We start from the raw sequence: 18,587 nt of genomic DNA, 5'->3' as shown, positions 1-18,587 counted from the left end.
GTCCCTTTGCCTGCCCGCCATCTGCATAAGTCAACGCTCGGCGCCGCCGGTTTATTCCGGCGAAGACGGTTCCAAGGCTGAAAAGTCGCGCCCGCCCAGCGGGGCGCCCGATGTCAGCGCGCCATTTTCAGCAGCAGCGTCTGCGGCTTGGCATCCAGCGGGTCGAGCTGGTGGCTTGTATCGGTGATGAACATCAGCCGTTCGCCGACCGTGATGCGCGCCTGCAGCGCGTAGGTCCGGCCCTTCTGTATCGCCTTGGGATCGAAAGCGATGTCGAACTTGATCGGCACCTGGCCGGTGGGCGCTATACTACGCTTGGCGATCACGGTCGCCGGTGCATCGGCCAGCGAGACGTCGGCGAGTTCGATCATGAGCACGGCGTCGGACGGCAAGGCGATGCGCTCGCGGTAGGTCACCTCGCCGGCAATCGTCTTTTCGCCGGCCTTGCTCAGTTCCGGCACCGCGAGCACGCCGACGACCAGCGGCACCAGCCCGAAGATGAAGAACTCCGCGATGCGGTCCAGCATAACCCTGCTCCGCCCAGCAAATTAAACGGCAGGCTTGGGAGGGATTGCGGTCGTTCGATGGCCGAACGGGAGTTTTTTCTGATGCATGTCGTTGCCCAGAACCGCTGCACACTTCTGGGCGACATGCATTATTCGCTTTGTTTCTTCCAGCGGTCTGCGGCGCGATCGTCGGCTTCCTTGGCCTCGACCCAGCCGCCCTCGGTGCCGTCGGCGCGGTGTTCTTTCTTCCAGAAGGGGGCGCGCGACTTCAGATAATCCATCAGGAAATTCGCCGCCTCGAACGCCGCCTGCCGGTGCGACGAGGCCGCGACCACCAGCACGATGTTCTCGCCCGGCACTATCTTTCCATGGCGATGGATGACGGTGAGCCCCTGCAGCGGCCAGCGCTCTGTCGCCTCGGCGGCGATGCGGCCGATCTCGGCCTCGGCCATGCCGGGATAGTGCTCCAGCTCGAGCGCCGACAGCGCGCCCTGCTCGTCGCGACAAAGGCCGGAGAAGGTGACCACGGCGCCGATATCGGCACGCCCCTTGGTCAGGCCGGCGATCTCGGCGGCGACGTCGAAATCCTCGCGCTGGATGCGGATGGCGGGCACGACGGCGCCGGTCATCTCAGCCCCCGGTCATCGGCGGAAACAGCGCGATCTCGCGCGCGCCGGCTATCTTCTCGCGGTGGCCGACATGTTCCTGATTGATGGCGACGCGGATGACGTCGGGGTATTGCAGCGCGTTCTCATATTCCTCACCGCGCGACTTCAGCCAGCGCAGCAGATCGGCGACCGTCTCGATGCCGGAAGGCAATTCGACGTCCTCTTCCGGCTTGCCGATCCGCTCGCGTACCCAGGCGAAATAGATGAGCTTCGTGGACATTGCTTTCACTCGTCCATGATGTGCTTGAGGCCGGCGCGGAAATAATCGTAGCCGGTGTAGAGCGTGACGAGGGCCGCGACCCACAAAAGCACCAGGCCGATCTGGGTGGTCAGCGGAAAGATCTTGTCGCCGGCCGGGCCGACCAGCAGGAAGGCGATGGCGACCATCTGGATGGTGGTCTTCCACTTGGCGAGTTGCGTCACCGGCACCGATACTTTCAAGGCAGCCAGATATTCGCGCAGGCCCGAGACCAAGATCTCACGGCACAGGATGATGATGGCCGCCCACAGCGACCATCCGGCGATGCCGCCATGGCGGTCGGTATCGGCGGCGAGCAAAAGCAGGCAGGTGGCGACCAGCAATTTGTCGGCGATCGGATCGAGCATCTTGCCGATGTTGGAGGTCTGCTGCCAGGCGCGCGCAAAATAGCCGTCGAAGTAATCGGTGATGGAGGCGAGGAGGAAAATGACCAGCGCCGACCAGCGGGCGAAGTCGGACGACTTCAGATGTCCTTCAAGAAAAAAGCACAGCACGACCAATGGCACCGCGACGATGCGGGCATAGGTTAGGATGTTCGGCAGATTGAACGCGCGCTGTACCATGTCGTCTCGGGAAATCTCCTCCGCCAGACGTACTCAAATCAGAAGCCAATGTAGGGGGTCAACAGGCGAGATTCGATTGACCAGGCAAAAATAGCATTTGTGTCTGCCGAAGACCCTGCGGCCCATCGTCCGATCCGTCAACCTTCCGTGCTAGCGGTCAGTCCTCAGCTCTCGTGGAAGTGATTGTAGACCAGCTTCGCCACATGCTCGGAAATGCCGTCGACCTTAACCAGGTCCTCGACCGCGGCGCGGCTGACCGCCTTTGCGGTGCCGAAGGCGAGCAGCAGGGCGCGCTTGCGGCCAGGGCCGATGCCGGCGATCTCGTCGAGCGGGCTTTTCACCATCTCCTTTTTGCGCCGCGCGCGATGCGAGCCGATGGCGAAACGGTGCACCTCGTCGCGCAGTCGCTGGACGAAATAGAGCACCGGATCGCGCACCGGCAGCATGAAGGAGTCCCTGCCCTTGACGAAGAAGCGCTCGCGGCCGGCGTCGCGGTCCTGGCCTTTGGCGATGCCGATAGCGACGACGCGGTCCTCGATGCCGAGATCGGCCAGTATCTTGCGCACCGCCGTCATCTGGCCCTGGCCGCCGTCGATCAGGATGACGTCCGGCCAGGCCGGGAAGCCGCCATTGCCGGTGACCATATCTTCGTCGCCGGTTTCGTCTTCCGCGGTGGCGCCAGGCTGCTCGTCGCCATGCTCTTTGAGCAGCCGCGAAAAGCGCCGCTGCATCACCTCGCGCATCATGCCGAAATCATCGCCGGGCGTGATCTCGGTCGAGCGGATGTTGAATTTGCGGTACTGGTTCTTCACGAAACCTTCCGGGCCGGCCACGACCATGGCGCCGACCGCGTTAGTGCCCATTATGTGCGAGTTGTCGTAGACCTCGATGCGCACCGGCGGCTTTTCCAGGCCGAAGGTCTCCGCAAAACCCTTGAGCAGACGGGCCTGGGTCGAGGTCTCGGCCAGCCTGCGGCCGAGCGCCTCGCGCGCATTCTGCAGCGCGTGATCAGTCAGATCCTTCTTCTCGCCGCGCTGCGGCACCGAAATCGTGATCTTGCGGCCGGCATGGGTGGAGAGCGCCTCGGCGAGCAGCTCCTGTTCCTGCGCGGCCTGTGACAGAAGCAGCGTGCGCGCCGGCAGCTTGTCGTCATAGAATTGCGCCAGGAACGAGCCCAGCACCTCGGCCGGCTCCAGCGCCGGATCGGCCTTGGGGAAATAGGCGCGGTTGCCCCAATTCTGGCCGGTGCGGAAGAAGAACACCTGGATGCAGGTCTGGCCGCCTTCCTGATGGATGGCGAAGACGTCCGCCTCTTCAATCGTCTGCGGATTGATGCCCTGATGCGCCTGCACATGCGAAAGTGCGGCAAGCCGGTCGCGATAAATGGCGGCGCGCTCGAAATCGAGTTCTTCCGCCGCCTGCTGCATGGCGGCCGAGATCTCCGTCTTTACCTTCTGGCTGCGGCCGGAGAGGAAATCCTTGGCCTCGGCGACCAGCTCGGCATAGCCCTGATGCGATATCTCGCCGGTGCAGGGACCGGCGCAGCGCTTGATCTGGTAGAGCAGGCAGGGCCGCGTGCGGTTCTCGTAGAAGGAGTCCGTGCAGCTTCTGAGCAGAAAGGCGCGCTGCAGCGAATTGATGGTGCGCCCGACCGCGCCGGCCGAGGCGAAGGGACCGAAATAGTCGCCCTTGCGCGAGCGCGCGCCGCGATGCTTGTAGATGCCGGGCGAGACATGGTCGCCGGTGAGCAAGATGTAGGGGAACGACTTGTCGTCCCGCATCAGCACGTTGAAGCGGGGTCTCAGCCGCTTGATGAGGTTGGCCTCGAGCAGCAGCGCCTCGATCTCGGTGCGGGTGACGACGAATTCCATCGTCGCCGTCTCGCGCACCATGCGGCCGATGCGGGCGGTGTGGAAACGCCCCTGCGCATAGTTAGTGACGCGCTTCTTCAGGCTGCGCGCCTTGCCGACATAGAGCACATCGCCGGCGGCGTTCATCATGCGATAGACGCCGGGCTGGTTGGGCAGCCGCTTGACGAAGGTCTGGATCACCTCGGCGCCGACCATGCCGTCGGCGTCGCCGGCATGCGGCGTCCAGTCTATCGCGGTGAAGGCGACATCGGGTCCGGCGGGAATTGACTCCGGCTCGACGATCTCCTCCGCCGCCTCGTCCTCGATATCGAGTTCGACATCGGGCGGCAGATCGTCGGCGGCGCCGTTTCGCTTATGTTTTTGGGCGGGACTCATTCCACCATGCCTGTCACATCAGGCGTCTGCCACGCAAGATGCTGACCGCCGTCGAGCGCGATCATCTGGCCTGTCACCGAGCGCACCTGCCAGAGATAGCGGATCGTGGCGCCGAATTCGGGCAGTTGTGGGCCGCGCCTCAGGATCAGGCCCTCGACCTGTTTGCCGAAATCTTCGTCATCCTGGCGCTTGTTCTTCAGTGTTGGGCCGGGGCCTATGGCATTGACCCGAATGCGCGGCCCGAGCGCCTGCGCCAGCATCTGCGTTTGCGTCCAGAGCGCCGATTTCGACAGCGCATAGGAGAAATAGCGCGGCGTCGGCCGCCAGACGCGTTGATCGATCATGTTGACGATCAACCCCTCCTCGCCTTCGGGCAAAGCACGGGCAAAATTCTGCGCCAGCAACGCCGGCGCCTTCACATGGATGGCGAAATGACGGTCCCACGCCTTCCAGTCAAAATCCTCCACCCGGTCGTCGACGAACAAGGATGCGTTGTTGACCAGCAGCGTGACAGGGCCGAGCGCGGCCTCGGACCTGCCGACAAGATCGCCGACGGCATCCATGTCGGTGAGGTCGGCGGCGACCACGGCGGCACGGCCGCCCTTACCCGCGATCTTGCCCGCCAGCGCCTCGGCCTCGGCGCTTGACCGGTGGGCATGGATGGCGACGGCGAAGCCATTGGCGGCAAGGTCCTCGACGATCGCCTTGCCGATCCGTCTTGCTCCACCCGTCACCAGCGCGACGGCCGTGGCTTGTTTCATGGTGTCAATCCTTAATCAGCTTCACGATTCCGGGAAGCCGGCACAATATGACGGGCCAAGCGTTAAATGCCATTTCCACCTGAGGCAGGAATGTGGCGAAGGACCCGGATGCGCTTGCGCCCCGCCGGATTTTGGGGCATCGTTCAGGGCAATATATGTCGCTGGATCCGTTGAACCAAGCGGTGTGCGGCGCAACATGGTTAGCGTGCTGACATTCGCTGTTGCGAAGATGCAACGTCACCTTTCGGCCTCATTTGCGCCGGGGAATGACCCAAGTTCAGGTTCGCTTCAGCCGCATTTCAACACGAGATTTGGAACCGTTGAGCGCCAAGCCCGTTTATCCCCCCGGACGGGCCCGGGGCGTTTCATGGACAAACAAGCCTAAGTGTCTTGTGGCTTAAGGAGTATATAATGAAGACCAATCTCAAATTCGCGCCGCTCGCCGCTGCTCTCGGGCTGTTCGCCTTTGGTGGCACCGCCTTTGCGGCCGACGTCGTTTCCGAAGAGCCGCCGGCTCCCGCTCCGGTTGCCGAGCTTCCGGTTGCTTCCTGGGCCGGCCCCTATGCCGGTATCAGCCTGGGCTACGGCTTCGGCGGCCATGCCGATGCTCGTGACGCGGGCGTCAATGTGAAGACCAAGGGCTTCATCGGCGGCGTCTTCGGCGGCTACAACTGGCAGCAGGATAACTTCGTCTATGGCGCCGAAGCCGATCTCGGCTACAACGGCGTCAAGGGCGACAGCGCTGGCATCAATGCCAAGGGCGGTCTCGACGGCTCGCTGCGGGCTCGCCTCGGCTATGCCGTGACCCCGGAAATCCTGCTCTATGGCACCGGCGGTCTCGCCGCCAAGAACCAGAAGATCACGGATAGCGTCACCGGCACCGACGAGAGCAAAGGAATGCTCGGCTGGACGGCCGGCGTCGGCTCCGACATCAAGATCACCGACAATGTGTTCGGCCGGGTCGAGTACCGCTACACCGACTACGGCGACAAGGACTTCGGCGCCCTCGGCAACGTCAAGTCGAAAGACAACCGCGTCACGTTCGGCGTCGGTATGAAGTTCTAAGTCGTTAGAAGCCACGACACGGAAAAGCCGGGCCTTGCGCCCGGCTTTTTTTGTGCCTGCGAAACCAGCAAGGTCGCTAGTCCTTCAGCCAGCCCTCATTTCGACCCCTTCGCCGGTTTGGCCTTTGCTTTCGGCGGCAGCGTCTCGACGAAAGCCAAGGCGCGATGGAGCCAACCGGCAAGATCGGCATCGGTCGTCGTACCTTCCGGCGCGACACGGATATAGCCTTCCATCGAGCGCCCGCCCATCTCCATCGTGCTCGCATGAGGACGTGCTGCGGCAGCCGCATGCGCGTCCTTGCCGACACGCACCAGAAGCCCGCGCTTCGAGGTGCCGATCAGCATGTTGCCGTTGATCATAAAGCAGGTGCCGCCGAACATCTTCTGCTCGGTGAAGATGCGCCCGCCGAGGGCGGCGCGCAGGCGCGCGACCATCGGGTCGGGTGCGACGCCGGTCGAGGGCTTTGCCATGTCACCGCTCCAATTTGGGTGATGTCAGGCAAGCATGGAAGCAGGCGGGACTCAAGATGGTGCGCGATCTTCCCCTTCTCCCCTTGCGGGAGAAGGTGGCCGAGCGAAGCTCGGACGGATGAGGGGTGCTCCAGCTTGACGCACACCTTGGTCAGCCTCGGACGGCGCCAAGTTCACCAGCACCTCGCTCGTCCAACACCCCTCATCCGTCTCGGTGCGATCGCGCCGATCCACCTTCTCCCACAGGGGAGAAGGAGCGCGCCTCAGCCCGGCACGCTGCCCTTCAGGTCCGGAAACTTCTCATCGAACCTTGCGGCCCAGCGGACCAAGCGGCCGCGGCCCTTCTCCCATTGGCCGGAAAAGCGCAGCGCGAGATAGCCAAGCGTTGCACGCAGCGCCATGTGGCCGGCGGTGATCTTCTTCGGCAGCTTCGGCGGGTTGGCGTTGATGAGGTCGAGCGCAGTGGTGATCTTCGTCCATTGCCGGTCGAGCCAGGGCTGATAGACCACTGCTTCCGGCCGCGTGCGCCGCTCATAAACCATCGACAGCGCGCAGTCGCAGATGCCGTCGGCAAGCGCCTCCAGAACTTCCGCCTCGAGCCGCTTGTCCGGATTGCGCGGGAACAGCGCATTCTTCGACAGACGGTTGAGATGCTGGGTGATGGCGCGGCTGTCATAAATCGAGCGGCCGTCCTCCAGCATCAGCACCGGGATCTTGCCGAGCGGATTAGCCGAGATCAGTTCGGCGGGCTTGTCCTCCGTCTTGACCGGCACGAGGTCGACGGCAATGCCGGCATAGGCGGCCGCCATGCGGACCTTCGAGCTATAAGGGGATGTGGAAGCATAGAGCAGTTTCGGCATGATCGGGTTCCCAGTTGTTTGCGGCACTGTTGACCGAGCAGGGTCCGAAGGGCAACGGCCAGCGGGCCGAACCGGATTAGCCAATGCTTCTTTGCCGGCGCAGACGCCAACAAAAAAGCTCCCGGAAGTTTTGCTGGCAGCAAAATTTCCGAGAGCTTTAGGAGGAGCGTTCGCTCCGACTTCGCTCGCTTTGACACCGAACTGGCGAGAGGGGCGCCTGAGTGGCCCCGCCCTCACCTGCTTGCGCCAGCCAAGCGAAGCTACGTGATTACTTCTTGGCGGCCGGCTTCTTCGCCGGAGCTGCCTTCTTCACGGCTGCCGGCGCTTTGGCGGCGGCGGCCTTCATCGGAGCCTTGGCGGCGGGCTTGGCCGCGGCCTTCGCTGCCGGTTTCTTGGCGGCGGCAGGCTTGGCTGCTGCCTTGGCAGCCGGCTTGGCCGCTGCCTTGGCGGCGGGCTTTGCCGCAGCCTTGGCCGCAGGCTTCGCTGCTGCCTTGGCCGGAGCCTTGGCGGCTGCCTTCGGTGCCGCTGCCTTCTTCACTGCTGCAGGTTTCGCGGCAGCCTTAGCTGCCGGCTTCTTTGCCGGCGCTTTCGCTGCCGGCGCCTTGGTTGTCGTCTTTGCCATGCGATGCCCCTTGCGTTTTGCCGATGGTCGTGAGTGACCCGGCGTGTCTATGCATATCTGACTCGCGACTGTCTAGCCAGCGAAGCAACACAATGATTTTCAGTTATTGAATTTTGGTTACACCAAGATGCATCTCATGGAAAAATTGCGAGCGAATCTGTCACTTTCCAAGTGACGGCCCGGCCCGCAGACTTTCGCCCTGCTTCTATGGTCCGATCATCCATCTGCCCGCGGCATAAGCTTATATCACAATGTGAGCGGAGTGCTCACAATAGAGAACACGCCACCGAACGCCCGCTTCATCTTGTCCAGCGAAAACATTTACAGATGAACCAGCCAGGCAAGACGATCAAAGCTTGCGTATTCGAAAGTGAGCTTAAAGCTCATATTCCAGTGCTGCCGTAAATCTCCGCCGGCTAGCGTTCACCCCTCAGGCGGCGCGCCGGCTCGGAGCGGTGCAGATGGACGGCGTAGGTATCCCAAGGCGGGGCGACCGCGATCCCGGCCAGCATGCGGCCGATCTCGCCGCGATGGTAGCTGCCGTGCAGGACAACATGGGTCAGCATCTCCTGCCTCGTCATGCAGCCCTTGTCGCCATCGGTGAAGGTGAAGGCGACGGGTTCGGCAAGCCCTTGCTTCGAAACAGTTTCCAGATAGTCGAGATACCACCGATCGACCTCGGCCAAGGCGACGCGCAGCTCGCGCGGTTCGGGCGTGCCTGGCGTATTGTCGCTCGCATATTCATGCGCGGCGCCTTTCAGATGCGCGGCAAAAATCCGCGACACGACATGGATATGGTTCATCAGACGGAGCGCGATGTGGCGTTGTCCGGCGTCCCGAGACGGATCCATCCCGGCAAGCTTCTCCACGAGCTCATCGTTTGCCCAGGCCTGATAGGCGAGCATGCCCTTCAGCAAGGTCTTGGCACTCATCTTGCGGCCCCATTTGCTTTGGTGAAATGAATGTGAGTATCCTGTTTATATTCTCGGGAGACAGGCCAGCATGTCTACTCGCATTGCAAAGCCGGCCGCACGCATGCGCAAGCAGCCGCGCCAGGCGCGTTCGATCGCAACCGTCGAGGCGATCATCGAAGCCGGTGCTCACGTTCTGAGCGAGCTCGGCTGGGCGGGCTTCTCCACCAACAAGGTGGCGGAAGCCGCAGGCGTCAGCATCGGCTCGCTCTATCAATATTTTCCCGACAAGCTGGCTCTGGTCGAAGCGATCCGGCGCCGTCACTTCGATCATGTGCTGTCGGTGATTCGCGAGGCGGCGGCGGAGGAGAAGCCGCTCAAGCAATTCGCGCGCGAGCTGGTACGCGGCATGATCGGCGCGCACTCGATCCATCCGACGCTGCACCAGGTGCTGCTCGACGAGGCGCCCGGCGACCGCGGCTCACGCGCCGCGCATGCCTCGTTCCAGGCGCGCTATCTCGAACATTACGCGGCGGCCGTCGCGCAGTACCGCAAGCGCCGCAAGGATACCGAGACGATGGCGCGCGTGCTCTCCTCGGCGGTCGAGGGCGTGATCCACAACGCGGCACGGCGCAACATGCTCGACGCTCCAGAGCTGCAGAAGCAGCTTGTCGAGCTGATCCAGGTTTACATATCGGGTGGCAAGGTAGCCTGAGTCAGCAGAAGCGGAGCAGGCTACGAGCGGACCTGCTTCCGCGGCCCGCCGACGAGACCTGAAAGCCAGAAGCCATTCAGGATAGGTCGGTGGGACAGCGACCCTGCCCCTGCCGCTAATTTCCCTCGTGGGGAGATGCCTGGCGGCTAGAGGGACGCCCCGTAGAGCGCGCCTTCAATGTTTGTCGGCCAGCGCCAATTATCTTAGAACGCGGCAGCGGCCGTTATAGACCAGCCAGCGATCGAAGCCCAAGACGCAGAATTCGACATTGTCGCCGATCGAGGCAAAGCCCTGGCCTTCCTCGATCAGGTAGAAGATCGAGCGGTCGCGGCCGTCCGACAGGTTGACGGTGGCACGGCAGTAATGGCGGCCGATCGGCCATTCGTCGCTCGCCGGCTCATAGCGATGCTGGCGGATGTTGCGGAAGTCGGTGATCGCGACCTGCGGCAGATGCGGCACGTGATGTACCTGATAGGAGAAGCGGTCGGTGATCTTGTTCAGCACCCATGCCTCGCTGCAGACGCTGCCGTCATCTTCAGTGTAGACGGACAGGTCGGCGGCCTGCGCCGCCTGGCCGAAGCCCAGCGGAGCGGCAAAGGGAGTGGAGAGCGCAACCAGCGCGGCAAGAGCGGAATGGGCGAAGCGAGTCATGACAGCCTCTCAAGGTCGGTTCCGCGCACTGTGCGGATTCGCTTGGCGGCGGTCAAGCGGTCGCGAAAACAATGGTTTCCGCAAACCTTCGTTCCAGACTTCACCAGCTAGTTCGGTTGTGTAGAGATTCAGGTCATGCCGGCATCGCCTGAATACCCATACAACCTAAAACGTGCCGGCCAGCAGCAGCCCGCCGATGACGGCAATGTTGATCAGGAAAGCATTGCGCAGCACTTGGCGCTCCGGCTCCTGGCTCACCCAGAAACGCAGCAGCATGAGGTTCGTCGCCAGCGTGAAGACGACCAGCGCGCCGGCCGCGAAGGGCCGGGCCATGCCAATGGCAAGCAGGAAACCCGCAACGATCTCGACCGTCGAACCGGCGGCCAGCATCAAGGCCGGGGCCGGAAACTTCTGCGCGGCCAGATAGTCGCGCATCGCCCCGAATTTCAGGACATGCTCGATGCCGGCGAACACGAACACGCCGCCGATGAGGAGAGCGCCAAGCGCTTGAATGGTTTGAACAGGCATGGCGGCCTCCCGCCGACGGCGTGTCTTGCTCCGCTCAGTCCTCGGGGACGAAGGCCGGATTGTAGACGACCTCCCACAGGTGATCGTCGGGATCCTGGAAGTAGCCGGCATAGCCGCCCCAGAAGGTCTTTTGCGCCGGCTTGACCACACGCGCGCCGGCCTTGACGGCTTCGGCCATCACGGCGTCGACCTCGGCCTCGCTGCCGACATTGTGGCCGATGGTCAATTCGGTCGGGCTGCGGCCGGTTTGCGGCACCGTGGCATCCCAGGCGATGTTGGCGCGCTCGTAGATGGCGAATTTCAGGCCGCCGGCGAGCTCGAAGAAGGCGACGGCGCCATGCTCGAATTCGCGGCCGATGATGCCCTCGGTCGGCAGGCCGAGGCCGTCGCGATAGAATTTGAGGGAGGTTTCCAGATCGTCGACGCCGAGCGTCAATACGGAGATGCGAGCTTTCATTTCTTTCACTCCTTTCTATATTCGTGACCACAGTCGCAAACGGACGCGGTCTGATGCGAGCGCGTGAAGCACCATGAAGTTGCGTCCGTTTTGCCATGGATGACGTGGCCGGCATTGAATATTTCGGCCAAAATGACCGTCGCACCGATCCGGCAACCCGGCTGGAGCAGATCGGAGAAAGAATGGAACCGGTCCTGGCGCAGACCACCGGCTTCTTTCGCGAGCGGCCTGTCGCTGGCGGCCTCGCCGCCGCCTTCTGTGCGGTCTGGGTTCACCGCATGGACGAGCGCGCCGTTCCTCCGATCGTCATCATGCCGGACGCAACGATCGATCTGCAATGGATCGACGGCCGCTTCCGCGTGGCCGGGCCGGACAAGGAGCCGCAGATCGAGACGCCGCCGGCCGGCGCGATTATCGTCGGCTTCCGCTTCCGGCCGGGCGCGGCTGCCGGCTGGCTCGGCGTGCCGGCCGGCGAAATCGTCGGCGAACGGCTGGACCTCGGCGAATTGTGGGGTACCCGGGCTCGCCAACTGTCGGACCGCATCAAGGCCGCGACCGACCTGCCGGCCTTGCTGCGACAGTTGGAAGAAACGATCGGCATGCATACCGAAGGCCGCGAGGCGCTCGACCCACAGATGGGCCGGGCCTTTGGCGTCCTGGACGAGGGTCTGCCGCCGGAAACGCCGCTGGTTCCGTTCCTGCAACGCCAGCTGCATATGAGCGAGCGGACGCTGCGCCGGCGTTTCGAGGACGCCTTCGGCTATGGCCCGAAGACGCTCGACCGCATCCTGCGCTTCCATCGGTACCGGCGCCTGCAGCGGCAGCAAGGCGATGCCTCGACCGCGCTGCTCGCCATCGAGGCCGGCTACGCCGACCAGGCGCATCTGATCCGCGAAAGCCGGCGGCTGACGGGCGTGACGCCTACGGCGCTGACTTAAGGTGACATGGTCGCTCTATTCGCCCGCCAGCCACTCGAGCGACCAGCGCGACGGTTGCCGAAGGGCGAGCGCCTTGTGAAGGGCGGGCAATAGGACCTTCAACTCGCCTTCCAGCGTGTAGGGCGGATTGACCACCACCAGCCCGCTGCCATCGAGGCTGGGCTCGTCCGAGGCGGGCCGGATCTCGAAGGCGATGTCGAGCAGCTTCGGAATGCCGGCTTCCTTCAGCGCCGCGCGGAAGGCCGTCACCGCCTTGCGGTCCTTGATCGGATACCAGAGTGCGTAGATGCCGCCCGGCCAGCGCCGGTGCGCTTTGCGAAGTCCTTCGACGAGCCGGGAGAACTCGCCCTCCTCCTCGAAGGGCGGGTCAATGAGGACGAGGCCGCGCTTTTCCTTCGGCGGCAGTTGCGCGCCGAGCGCCAGCCAGCCGTCGAGCTCGATCACCCTTGTCTGGAAATCGCCGGCGAAGACGGATTTCAGCCGCGCGGCATCCTCCGGGTGCAGTTCGATCGCCGTCAGCCGGTCCTGGTTGCGCAGGAGATGGCGCACGATCAGCGGCGAGCCGGGATAGTGCTTGAGGCCGCCGTCGGGATTTTGCGCGCGCACCGCTTCCAGATAGGGCTGAAGCAGCGCTGCTGCCTGCGGCTCGAGCGCAATCTTGGCCAGCCGACCGATGCCACCCTGCCATTCTCCCGTCTTGCCGGCCTCCACCGAGGCGAGATCGTAGCGGCCGATGCCGGCATGGGTGTCGATGACGCGAAAGGCCTTGTCCTTCTGCTTGAGATATTCGACGAGGCGCGCGAGCGCGGCATGCTTGACGACATCGGCGAAATTGCCGGCGTGGTAGGCGTGGCGATAGTTCATGCGCGGCTCACTCCAAGGAGCATGATGTCGACCGAAAACCGCTTCACATTTTTTGGCATCATGCTCGTGGCGAACCGTTGCGGCCCCAACGCGGCGGTGGCGGCTGCGAATTGGGATTTTGCGGATGGCCTCCGCCGCGGCGGCCGAAGACCAGCGACAGCACCAGTCCGGCAAGGCCGATGCCCATCAGCGTATAGCCGGCCGGCTGCGCACGCTCGTCGATCGAGCCAGCGTCGGCGCGCAGGATGAGATCGGCCGAGCGCATATCGATGTCGTCGGCATCGCCGGGGCCGACGGTGAAGACGTAAGGTCCGGGCGTGACGGTTTTGATGACGCCGGCCTCGTCGCGAAAGATCTTGTCGGGCAGCTGCGGGCTGGCCTGGCGCGGATTGTCGGTGTGGTTGAAGGAGAGCGCCGAGGCCAGTGCCGTGCGGCCGCCGCTCGCCGCGGTCAGCGTCAGCACCGTGCGCTGCTGGCCGGCGACCCGTTCGGCCCGCGCGGTCAAGTCGACCAGTACCCGCACCGGCGCGTCGCCTGCGGCGAGCTGCACGGTGACGGGCCGGAAGCGGCCGCCCTCATAGACGCGGTAAGTGCCGATAGCATGGCCGGAAAAATTGCTCATCGCCCAAGGATAGAAGATGCCGATGGCGGCACCGGCGATGAGGACAAGGACGGAGAGGAAGCGCATTCAGAGCCTTGGCTGTTTTCGGCTAGCCGCCATTTCCTGCTAGCGGTTTTGGTCGCGGGCAGCTTCGCGGACCCGCTCCATCTCGTCCAGAAACATTTCCAGGCCAAGCCTGAAAGTCTTGTCGAAGCCGGCGGTGCCGAAATAGGCGCCGGCCTTCGCGACGCTCGGATAGTCGCGCGCCAGTTCCTGGTCGCTGACGGTGGTGACCGCCGAAGGTCCCTTGGCGTAGCCGGCCGTCTCGTCGAGGATCGCGCCCATCAGATAATAGCCGGCGGCGCGGAACAGGCGGGCGCTGAGCTCAGGTCCGAAGCCGCCATCCTCGAACAGGCCGATGATGGCGTTGAGCTTGGCGAGGCAGGGCGGCGAGTTCATGCGGTAGACGACGATGAACGGCGCGAAGGCCGGATGCTCGGTCGCGACGCGCCGGAATTCCTGCAAGCCGATGCGGGCCCGCTCGCGCCAGGGCAGGCTGTCGTCTGGGATCACGAGCCCGCTCATCTGGCGGTCGACCAGCGCCTCGTAGAGATGCGCCTGCGAGGGGAAGTGATGGTAGATGCTCATCGCCTCGCAGCCGAGCCTGGCGGCGAGCTTGCGCATCGAAAAGCCGGACAGCCCTTCCCGCTCGATCACCTCGAAGGCGGCATCCTCGATCATCTCGCGGGAGAGTTTTCCGCGGGTTCGCTTTTTTTTGCTCGATGCATCCATGGCGCTTGACAACTTACACTGTAAGGTTCATCTTCCGTATACCTTACATCGTAAGGCTAACAAAAACCAGAGGAGAACATTATGTCAGTCATTCGCATCGCCTCAGCCGTGCATTCCTGCCTTCGTTCCGCCTCGCTCATCGCAGCCGCGGGTGTGTTTACCGCCGTGCTGACGTCCACGCCTGCCCGGGCCGATGATTATGACGCCGCCCTCAAGGACATCCAGTCGACGATGGGCGGCGTGCCGAGCTTCCTCAAACAGTTCCCGAAAGCCGGTCTGCCCGGCGCGTGGGCCGAGGTCAAGGCCATCGAGCTCAGCGACAAGACGGCGCTGACGCCGAAGGAGAAGTCGCTGATCTCGCTGGCGGTCGCAGCACAGATCCCCTGCCAATACTGCATCTGGTCGGACACGCAGGATGCTAAACGCGCCGGCGCCACCGGCGAGGAGATCCAGGAGGCCGTCGCCATGGCGGCGCTGACGCGCCACTGGAGCACCATCTTCAACGGCATGCAGGTCGATTTCGACCAGTTCAAGAAAGAGATGGGCGGAGAATAGGACTTACTCGGCATAACTTGTCCGGCAAAGCGGGCGGGCGCGAACCCCGCCCGCTTTTCGCCGCCCCGATCGAGGCTCCAACCAAGCTTGTGGATTCGCCGCCGCTGCTGCCGCCGTTTCACGGAAACGGCGAACCGCTCTATCTCTTTGTTTTGACGCAATTCCGGACGGAAAACCGCTCACACTTTTCCTGGAATTGCTCTATAGGAACAGCGCCTTGTTAGAAGCCGGCACGGATCCGATATCGGACCGGCGCCGATCGGGCCGGCATTCGAGAGTTGCCTCTCCGCAGGCCCTCGGATAGCGCTCCGTCCCGAAATTGGCGGCCCGTTGGAGACCTGTTTGAAGCGAGCGATATCGATAATCGTCACTCTGGCGCTGCTGGCATGGCTTGCCAGCGACCAGCGCTGGAAGATGGTCGGCGATGCCTTCGCCAGCATCACGCCGGGCGCTTTCGTGGCGGTGGCGGCGGCACTGTTCGTCACCTATGTGCTCAGGGCGCTGCGCGTGTGCGACGAGTTCCGCGACGATGTGAACGGCCGCTTCGGCGCCACGCTGCGCGTCATCCTGATCCATAATGCGATGATCAACATCGTGCCGTTCCGCGGCGGCGAGACGGCCTTCCCGATCCTTTTGCGCCAGGTGTTCGGCGTGTCGGTCGTGCGCGCCAGCGCCTCCCTTCTCTGGTTCAGGCTGCAGGACGCTTTCGTCGTCGGCGTGCTGGCCTGCCTGGTCTGGCCGGGCCTCCATCCGGCGCTCAGGGCCGCCGGCATCGCGGCGCTGATCGCCGCCGCATGGTACCTGCCGCGCTGGGCGCGCGCGCCGCACAACTGGACGGCGGGCGGCAAGATCGTCTCGAAGCTCGGCAAATTGCGCGACATCTTCACCGAAGCGACGGGGCGCTCGCGCTATGGCTGGTGGTGGACGATCGCCAACTGGGCGCTGAAGCTCGGCGTGCAGGGCTGGCTGCTCGCCATGCTGCTCAACACCTCGTTCCAGACCGCCTTTCCGGGTGCCGTCGGCGCGGAAGCCGCCGCCATCCTGCCGGTGCAAGGCGTCGCCGGCTTCGGCACCTATGAGGCGGGCGCCGCCGCGGCGCTGCTTTATTCCGGAATCGCCATGAAGGACGGCCTGCAGGCGGCGCTTGCGCTGCATCTCTTCATCCTCTGCTCAGCGGTTGCAACCGGTGCGATCGCCTGGCTGTTTCCCTCGAAATCGACGCTGCCGGAGACGCCGGCGGCGGGACCGGCAAGGAAATGACCGCCATGAACGTGCTTCCCATCCCCGCATCGGGATTGCCCGAGGGCGCCGTCATGCCCGAGCACAAGCTCTCAATCGTCATTCCGATGTACAACGAAGCCGACAATGTCGAGCCGTTGCTGGTCCGCATCCATCAGGCGATGGAGAACTACAGCCAGCCCTGGGAAGTGGTGCTGGTCGACGACGGCAGCACCGACGCCACGCCCGCCGAAATCCGGCGCCTTGCGGCAGTCTACGGGCCGCATGTGCACGGCGTGGAGCTGGTGCGCAACTACAAGCAGACCGCCGCCATGCAAGCCGGCCTCGACGCAGCGCGCGGCGACGTCATCGCGACACTCGACGGCGACCTGCAGAACGACCCGTTCGACATTTCGCGCATGGTCTATCGCCTGCTGACCGAGGATCTCGACCTCGTCGCCGGCTGGCGCAAGGACCGCAAAGAAGGGTTCTGGTTGCGCCGCCTGCCGTCCCGCATCGCCAACAGGCTGATCGCGCGCGTCACCGGCGTCAAGCTCAAGGATTATGGCTGCAGCCTGAAGGTGTTCCGCGGCAGCGTCATCCGCAGCGTCCGGCTCTATGGCGAAATGCACCGCTTCATCCCGGCGTGGCTCGCGACCGTGACGACACCACGCCGCATCGCGCAAGAAGTGGTGACGCATCACGCCCGCATCCACGGCCAGTCGAAATACGGCATCTCGCGCACCTTCCGCGTGGTGCTGGACCTCGTCTTCATGTTCTTCTTCCTGCGCTACCGCACGCGGCCCGGCCATTTCTTCGGCGGCATCGGCATAGTGCTCGGCGTGCTCGGCTCGCTGATCCTGGCCTATCTCTTCGCGATCAAGGTTTTCTGGGGGCAGGATATCGGCACAAGGCCGATGCTGATCACCGGCTTCTTCCTGGTGATCGCCGGGCTGCAGGCGGTGACATCGGGCGTGCTCGCCGAGATGCTGTCGCGCGTCTATCTGGAGGCCAACGGCGCGCTCGCCTATGTGGCGCGGCCGCAGCCCGCGCATGGCGAGGGCGACGGCTGGCACTGGCCGAACAAGCCGGCGGCCTCAAAGCCAAACCCGCGCCGGAAATGATCCGGCCAGCCGGCCGTCGATAGCAGCCGCGTGCCAATCACGTCCGTAACCTGCTCAGCCGGTACCGCCCTGCCGGTTCGACAATCTTGATCCGCATTCTCCCCCGCCGCATGAGCTTGGCCCTGTCTGGCGCAAAAAGCGCGGTACCTGCGACTCCGGAGTCGATCAACCGGCGGCAGGGCTGGCCGGCCGAACTGCCAGTCCCGCCTGCTCCAACCGTTCGACGAGCCAGGCAATACCTGCGTCCATCATCGCGACCTTCGGCACCAAGGCGGTGATCTGAAAGCGCGGCAACGGCACAGGGGCGTCGACGGCGATGACGCCGAAGCGGCGCCCATGCATGCCCACGAAACGACGCGGCAGCGCCGAGACGAAGTCCGTTTCGGCCAGCACAGCAAGCGCGAACATGAAATTGGGGACAGTGAGCGCGATGCGCCGCGACCGGCCTTGCGCGGCAAGCGCGGTATCGACGAAGCCCAGCGCATCGCCTGTCTGCGACACCACGAGGTGTTCCATGGCGCAGTATGCCTCGATGCCAGTGTTCTGCGAGAACCGGTGTCCGGCGCGCATGGCGATGACGAAATCCTCTTCATAGAGCGTGCGTCGAAGAAAGCGCTCGGGCGCATCGTCGATCGGGACGACCGCCACATCCATGACCCTTGCCTCAAGCTCGGCGATGGCATCGCTCCAGGCGGGCAATGGCGAGGTCTCGCCTTGCCTCGGCAGCAGCTGGCGGATGCCGATGTCGATGCCCGGCGCGCTTCGACGCAGGACTTCGAGCAGCGGCGGCAGGAAGACCGCGGAGGCGCCGTCGGGCGCACCGATGACGAAGCGGCGGCCGGAGCGGGTTGGATCGAAGGGCTCGGCGCTGGCGACGACACTTCTCACGCGCGCCAGGATTTCGGCGACAGGCGCGGCGAGCTCCAGCGCGCGGTCGGTCGGCACAACGCCCCTCGGCGTGCGCAGAAAAAGCGGATCACCGAGCAACCCGCGCAGCCGGCCGAGGCCATGGCTGACCGCCGACGGCGACAGGTTCAGCCGCGACGCCGAGCGGCTGACATGGCGCTCCTCCATAACGGTCTCGAACAGGACCAGCAGGTTGAGGTCGACGCGAGATAGATCAATTTCTTGCAGCATGTTGCTGAAATCATATCACTGGATTCATCTCGATTGAAGTGAGATCGTCCCGCATCGGTCGGACGGCGAAAGTCGT

General features: G+C 64.0%; 23 protein-coding genes. 6 read left to right on the top strand and 17 right to left on the bottom strand.

All coding sequences use genetic code 11. The annotated features are described in order from the left end of the window. Positions 1–113: 113 nt before the first annotated feature. The 6 genes from P9273_RS23805 to P9273_RS23780 form a co-directional block, all read right to left on the bottom strand. Entirely contained in the window at positions 114–527 is a 414-nt protein-coding gene (locus tag P9273_RS23805) for a YbaY family lipoprotein (protein WP_278050947.1), read from the bottom strand. Positions 528–655: 128 nt separating this feature from the next. Then, entirely contained in the window at positions 656–1,135 is a 480-nt protein-coding gene (locus tag P9273_RS23800; RefSeq protein WP_278050946.1) for a molybdenum cofactor biosynthesis protein MoaE, read from the bottom strand. A gap of 1 nt (position 1,136) precedes the next feature. After that, entirely contained in the window at positions 1,137–1,394 is a 258-nt protein-coding gene (gene moaD, locus P9273_RS23795) for a molybdopterin converting factor subunit 1 (RefSeq protein ID WP_041001878.1), read from the bottom strand. Positions 1,395–1,399: 5 nt separating this feature from the next. Continuing rightward, positions 1,400–1,996 (bottom strand): CDP-diacylglycerol--glycerol-3-phosphate 3-phosphatidyltransferase, encoded by a 597-nt coding sequence (gene pgsA, locus P9273_RS23790; RefSeq protein WP_041001879.1) that lies wholly within the window; start codon positions 1,994–1,996, stop codon positions 1,400–1,402. A 164-nt stretch (positions 1,997–2,160) separates the two neighbouring features. Next, on the bottom strand, positions 2,161–4,242 hold the full coding sequence (uvrC, locus tag P9273_RS23785) for an excinuclease ABC subunit UvrC (protein ID WP_278050943.1): 2,082 nt from the start codon (positions 4,240–4,242) through the stop codon (positions 2,161–2,163). Next, complete coding sequence (locus tag P9273_RS23780; RefSeq protein ID WP_278050942.1) at positions 4,239–5,003, bottom strand: SDR family oxidoreductase; 765 nt, start codon at positions 5,001–5,003, stop codon at positions 4,239–4,241. Before P9273_RS23780 ends, uvrC begins: the two co-directional genes overlap by 4 nt. A gap of 411 nt (positions 5,004–5,414) precedes the next feature. Between P9273_RS23780 and P9273_RS23775 the strand changes: the two genes are divergently transcribed. Continuing rightward, complete coding sequence (locus P9273_RS23775) at positions 5,415–6,068, top strand: outer membrane protein (protein WP_041001885.1); 654 nt, start codon at positions 5,415–5,417, stop codon at positions 6,066–6,068. A gap of 95 nt (positions 6,069–6,163) precedes the next feature. Here P9273_RS23775 and P9273_RS23770 read toward each other — a convergent pair whose 3' ends face one another. From P9273_RS23770 to P9273_RS23755, 4 genes are all read right to left on the bottom strand, one after another. Beyond that, positions 6,164–6,538, bottom strand: a complete 375-nt coding sequence (locus P9273_RS23770) for a TfoX/Sxy family protein (protein WP_278050941.1) — start codon at positions 6,536–6,538, stop codon at positions 6,164–6,166. 263 nt (positions 6,539–6,801) lie between these two features. After that, positions 6,802–7,398: a glutathione S-transferase gene (locus P9273_RS23765; RefSeq protein WP_278050940.1), complete on the bottom strand. Its 597-nt coding sequence runs from the start codon at positions 7,396–7,398 to the stop codon at positions 6,802–6,804. A 268-nt stretch (positions 7,399–7,666) separates the two neighbouring features. Beyond that, positions 7,667–8,020, bottom strand: coding sequence for a hypothetical protein (locus P9273_RS23760; protein ID WP_201414473.1), 354 nt, complete (start codon positions 8,018–8,020; stop codon positions 7,667–7,669). A 416-nt stretch (positions 8,021–8,436) separates the two neighbouring features. Next, positions 8,437–8,952 (bottom strand): DinB family protein, encoded by a 516-nt coding sequence (locus P9273_RS23755; RefSeq protein WP_278050939.1) that lies wholly within the window; start codon positions 8,950–8,952, stop codon positions 8,437–8,439. A gap of 103 nt (positions 8,953–9,055) precedes the next feature. Between P9273_RS23755 and P9273_RS23750 the strand changes: the two genes are divergently transcribed. Next, on the top strand, positions 9,056–9,646 hold the full coding sequence (locus P9273_RS23750) for a TetR/AcrR family transcriptional regulator (protein WP_278051022.1): 591 nt from the start codon (positions 9,056–9,058) through the stop codon (positions 9,644–9,646). Positions 9,647–9,844: 198 nt separating this feature from the next. Here P9273_RS23750 and P9273_RS23745 read toward each other — a convergent pair whose 3' ends face one another. From P9273_RS23745 to P9273_RS23735, 3 genes are all read right to left on the bottom strand, one after another. After that, positions 9,845–10,297 (bottom strand): hypothetical protein, encoded by a 453-nt coding sequence (locus P9273_RS23745; RefSeq protein WP_278050938.1) that lies wholly within the window; start codon positions 10,295–10,297, stop codon positions 9,845–9,847. 165 nt (positions 10,298–10,462) lie between these two features. Next, complete coding sequence (locus tag P9273_RS23740; RefSeq protein WP_278050936.1) at positions 10,463–10,825, bottom strand: DoxX family protein; 363 nt, start codon at positions 10,823–10,825, stop codon at positions 10,463–10,465. A 34-nt stretch (positions 10,826–10,859) separates the two neighbouring features. Then, positions 10,860–11,282 carry a VOC family protein gene (locus P9273_RS23735; RefSeq protein WP_278050935.1) on the bottom strand — a complete coding sequence of 141 codons (423 nt, stop codon included), beginning with the start codon at positions 11,280–11,282 and terminating at the stop codon, positions 10,860–10,862. Positions 11,283–11,464: 182 nt separating this feature from the next. Between P9273_RS23735 and P9273_RS23730 the strand changes: the two genes are divergently transcribed. Then, entirely contained in the window at positions 11,465–12,220 is a 756-nt protein-coding gene (locus P9273_RS23730) for an AraC family transcriptional regulator (RefSeq protein ID WP_278050934.1), read from the top strand. 15 nt (positions 12,221–12,235) lie between these two features. Here the strand turns inward: P9273_RS23730 and P9273_RS23725 are convergent, their stop codons facing one another. From P9273_RS23725 to P9273_RS23715, 3 genes are read right to left on the bottom strand one after another with little or no spacing between them, the layout of a single operon-like run. Next, positions 12,236–13,084, bottom strand: a complete 849-nt coding sequence (locus P9273_RS23725) for a 23S rRNA (adenine(2030)-N(6))-methyltransferase RlmJ (protein WP_278050933.1) — start codon at positions 13,082–13,084, stop codon at positions 12,236–12,238. A gap of 58 nt (positions 13,085–13,142) precedes the next feature. Next, complete coding sequence (locus P9273_RS23720) at positions 13,143–13,772, bottom strand: hypothetical protein (protein ID WP_278050932.1); 630 nt, start codon at positions 13,770–13,772, stop codon at positions 13,143–13,145. 39 nt (positions 13,773–13,811) lie between these two features. Further along, complete coding sequence (locus P9273_RS23715; protein WP_278050931.1) at positions 13,812–14,426, bottom strand: TetR/AcrR family transcriptional regulator; 615 nt, start codon at positions 14,424–14,426, stop codon at positions 13,812–13,814. A 132-nt stretch (positions 14,427–14,558) separates the two neighbouring features. Between P9273_RS23715 and P9273_RS23710 the strand changes: the two genes are divergently transcribed. The 3 genes from P9273_RS23710 to P9273_RS23700 all read left to right on the top strand — a co-directional run bounded on the left by P9273_RS23710 (position 14,559) and on the right by P9273_RS23700 (position 17,374). Then, positions 14,559–15,032: a carboxymuconolactone decarboxylase family protein gene (locus P9273_RS23710; RefSeq protein WP_278050930.1), complete on the top strand. Its 474-nt coding sequence runs from the start codon at positions 14,559–14,561 to the stop codon at positions 15,030–15,032. A gap of 342 nt (positions 15,033–15,374) precedes the next feature. Beyond that, entirely contained in the window at positions 15,375–16,292 is a 918-nt protein-coding gene (locus P9273_RS23705; RefSeq protein ID WP_278050929.1) for a lysylphosphatidylglycerol synthase domain-containing protein, read from the top strand. A gap of 5 nt (positions 16,293–16,297) precedes the next feature. Beyond that, the gene (locus P9273_RS23700; protein WP_278050928.1) at positions 16,298–17,374 is read left to right on the top strand and encodes a glycosyltransferase family 2 protein; all 1,077 of its coding nucleotides are present in this window, start codon (positions 16,298–16,300) and stop codon (positions 17,372–17,374) included. Between the two features lie 165 nt (positions 17,375–17,539). On the opposite strand, the gene P9273_RS23695 is transcribed toward P9273_RS23700, so the two are convergent. After that, a complete protein-coding gene (locus P9273_RS23695) occupies positions 17,540–18,511 on the bottom strand; it encodes a LysR family transcriptional regulator (protein ID WP_278050927.1) in 972 nt (323 codons plus the stop codon). Positions 18,512–18,587 lie beyond the last annotated feature (76 nt).

The organism is Mesorhizobium sp. WSM4935 (assembly GCF_029625735.1).
In the GTDB taxonomy this organism is placed as follows: domain Bacteria; phylum Pseudomonadota; class Alphaproteobacteria; order Rhizobiales; family Rhizobiaceae; genus Mesorhizobium.
The sequence above is the reverse complement of the archived record's forward strand: the minus strand, read 5'-3'. Positions and strand labels throughout refer to the sequence as shown.